This is a genomic window from Pallidibacillus thermolactis, from assembly GCF_025660415.1.
Classification (GTDB): Bacteria; Bacillota; Bacilli; order Bacillales; family Caldibacillaceae; genus Pallidibacillus; species Pallidibacillus thermolactis.
This window is the reverse complement of sequence record NZ_JAOUSE010000093.1, coordinates 1-3056: the sequence shown is the minus strand read 5'-3', so window position 1 is coordinate 3056 and position 3056 is coordinate 1. Positions and strand designations below refer to the sequence as shown.

The following is a 3056-nucleotide window of genomic DNA, read 5'->3' as shown; positions in this document are numbered from 1 at the left end:
CTGGACATGGAAAAGACCATGTCCAGCCTAAATAAGATAAGAATCTTAGAAAATGATGAGCAAAAAAAGACAAATCCCAACTCAAATGAAGCATTTGAGTTGGGGTTTGTCGACAGTCTGAAAAGAACTGCCTACAAGCAGTTCTTTTCTTATAAATAGATTGATCTTATATATAGATTGGTTGAACAAATTTTTTGAGTAAAAAATTCGTTTTTTTATCATTTTTATCTATTATCACTTCAATTCGTAGGTTTGTATAGCTTTAGTAAATATTATTTATCATTTTTAATCAAAAAATAATAAAAAGTTTCTTTGCTTCCAATGTTGCTTTGAATCTTTTACTATATTAAAATAGTCATCATGTAAATGAACTTCTATGAAAGGAAATTCAATATGAAACAAAATATCGGTTTTATCGGTTGTGGAAATATGGCGAAAGCTTTAATTAATGGCATGATACAAACTGATTCAGTTAATCCTGAAAATATCATTGTTTCTAATCCATCTATGCCAAAGTTAAACGAAGTACGTGAAAAGTTTAATATAAATATTACACAAAATAACATAACAGTAGCAGAAAATAGTGATGTTGTTTTTCTTTCTGTTAAACCGAATAAATATACACAAGTGATCGAAGAAATTCGTAATTATATTCGCGAAGATACAATCATAGTCAATATCGCAGCCGGTGTATCAATTGCAGAATGTGAACAATTTTTCAATCGTCAAACAAAAATTGTAAAAGCAATGCCAAATACTCCTGTTGCAGTTGGTGCAGGTATGATTGCCCTTTCCTTTAATAAAACTTTCACAAATCAAGAAAAAGAAAAAGTCGAATTATTGTTTAACTCTTTTAGTAAAACCGTAGTAATTGACGAAAGTTTAATGGATATTGAAGGTGCAATAGGTGGTTCAGCACCTGCTTTCGTCTATGTATTTATTGAAGCTCTAGCAGATAGTGCTGTCATGTATGGTATGCCGAGAGATATGGCTTACCGTATCGTTGCACAAACGGTTCTTGGTGCAGCGAAAATGGTACTTGAGTCGGGAGAACATCCAGCAAAGTTAAAAGATGATGTTTGTTCGCCTTATGGGACAACTATTCAATCCATCGCAAGTTTAGAAGAACACGGATTCCGAAATGCAATAATTCAAGCCGTTAAAGCTAACTTAAATAAGTTAAATTCTTAATTTAAAAGGCTATTCTAGGATTTTTCCTAAAATAGCCTTATTTATAAATATGTTATTTTAAAAATCAGCTATTGCTTCTTTTATCGTAAGATCTCCTGATACTAAATCAAAGGATTGACGAATCATCTTCGGTTCACGTAACACTTCAATAATTGTACTTGCAACATCTTCACGTGGTATAGTGCCTCTTTCAAGTTTTTCTGCGACTTGTATCTTTCCGGTTCCAGGTCCATCTAACAATCCACCCGGTTTAACAATCGTATATTGCAAATCACTGTTCATAAGAATTCGATCTGCATAATGTTTTGCTACATAATAAGGTTTAATTTTCATATTCCAATTTTCACGATTATTTGCCTGTAACGCACTAACCATGACAAATCGTTTAATACTATTTGCTTCGGCAGCTTCAATCGTTTTGACAGCACCATCTAAGTCTACGGTTAATGTTTTATCTGGACCAGTTTTTGATCCTGAACCCGCTGTGAAAATAACAGCATCACATCCCTTCATTGCTTTGCTAATTTGTTCAACTGAACCTTCTAAATCTGCGACAACAGCCTCTACCCCACGTTCGTTTAATTCATTTGCTTGCTCTACTGATCGAACCATAGCTCTCACTTGAAAATCATTATCATTTTGTAATTTATTCACTAAAATGCGTCCTATCTTACCATTTGCACCAACAACTAAAACTTTCATAATCATTCTCCTTTCTTTATTTACTACTATCAATTTACCAACAATAAATCTCAATTTCTAATCATTTGATTATCAAACGAAATGATGATCATATATTTGAATATAATAATATTATGTAAACTATGGTGCATAAAAAACAGAACTTGTATTAAAGTTATTGTAACTGTATGAAAATAATGATATACATTTATATAAAATTCCAGAATTTTTAAATGATATCTAAAGTTTATTCTAAGTTTAAATCTATTAAAAGATGTGAACTTGTGTACCAATTGGAATGATTTGCGCTAGTTCTTCAACATCTTTATTATACATTCGAATACAACCTTTAGATACGGCTTTACCAATTGATGTTGGATCATTTGTCCCATGAATACCATAATGTTCCTTTGACAAACTCATCCACATCGTGCCAAATGGACCGCCTGGATTAGGTGCCTTATTTATAATCACAAATTGCCCTTTTGGTGTACCATGCAACATTCGTCCGACAGCGATTGGATATTCTTTTAACAAAGTATTATTTCTGTACAATCGTAACCAACGGTTTTGTACAGACACTTCAATTCGATATGGAATTGAGTTTGGATCAGGTAAACCTGGTATATTGAGCGCTTGTCCAGGATAAATCATGTTTGGAACAATGGATGGATTCGCCTGTAAAATATTTGCCAAAGGTATTCTATAATCTCGAGAAATTTGATATAATGTCTCCCCCGCCTTCACGATGTGAATCAAATCGATCCCTCCTAAAAAATTCCTTCGTTATGGATCATATATATCATGAATGCCGTTAATACCATTATAATTAATGAATAAGAATAATATAACTTTTCGTTTTTTAATTTCAAAATATATTTCGTGATTTTCATTAAAAATACGATTAAGTAGTTTAATAATACAGAAAAAAGGGCTATATGATAATGCCCAAAAATAGGATTTCACTCCAAATTTTGGGATGTAGTATATTTGATCAGCCCTTTCTTACCTCTAGTCAAGTGTTTTTTATTAAATAATTTGGTTAATATAGATTTTATTTTGGGGCTGTCCAATAAGTCCCCAAAAAAAGAGCGAAATTGAGAAATCCTTGTATTTCTCAATTCGCTCTTTTTACATTTTCCTGAAAACAGCTTGATATTACCTACAAATTTTAGGAGATTGTG

The 3056-nt window shown here is 32.0% G+C and carries 3 protein-coding genes; 1 reads left to right on the top strand and 2 read right to left on the bottom strand.

The genetic code is table 11. From position 1 onward, the window contains the following. Window positions 1-393: 393 nt before the first annotated feature. Complete coding sequence (gene proC, locus OEV82_RS15955; protein ID WP_173661334.1) at window positions 394-1191, top strand: pyrroline-5-carboxylate reductase; 798 nt, start codon at window positions 394-396, stop codon at window positions 1189-1191. Between the two features lie 57 nt (window positions 1192-1248). On the opposite strand, the gene OEV82_RS15950 is transcribed toward proC, so the two are convergent. Further along, complete coding sequence (locus OEV82_RS15950; RefSeq protein WP_173661337.1) at window positions 1249-1893, bottom strand: SDR family oxidoreductase; 645 nt, start codon at window positions 1891-1893, stop codon at window positions 1249-1251. A gap of 246 nt (window positions 1894-2139) precedes the next feature. Continuing rightward, window positions 2140-2631, bottom strand: coding sequence for a L,D-transpeptidase family protein (locus OEV82_RS15945; RefSeq protein WP_173661339.1), 492 nt, complete (start codon window positions 2629-2631; stop codon window positions 2140-2142). Between the last annotated feature and the right edge of the window lie 425 nt (window positions 2632-3056).

Excerpts from the sequence above, each read along its gene's own strand:
- OEV82_RS15950 (WP_173661337.1), bottom strand. The coding sequence starts at position 1,893 with ATGAAAGTTTTAGTTGTTGGTGCAAATGGTAAGATAGGACGCATTTTA.
- proC (WP_173661334.1), top strand. The coding sequence starts at position 394 with ATGAAACAAAATATCGGTTTTATCGGTTGTGGAAATATGGCGAAAGCT.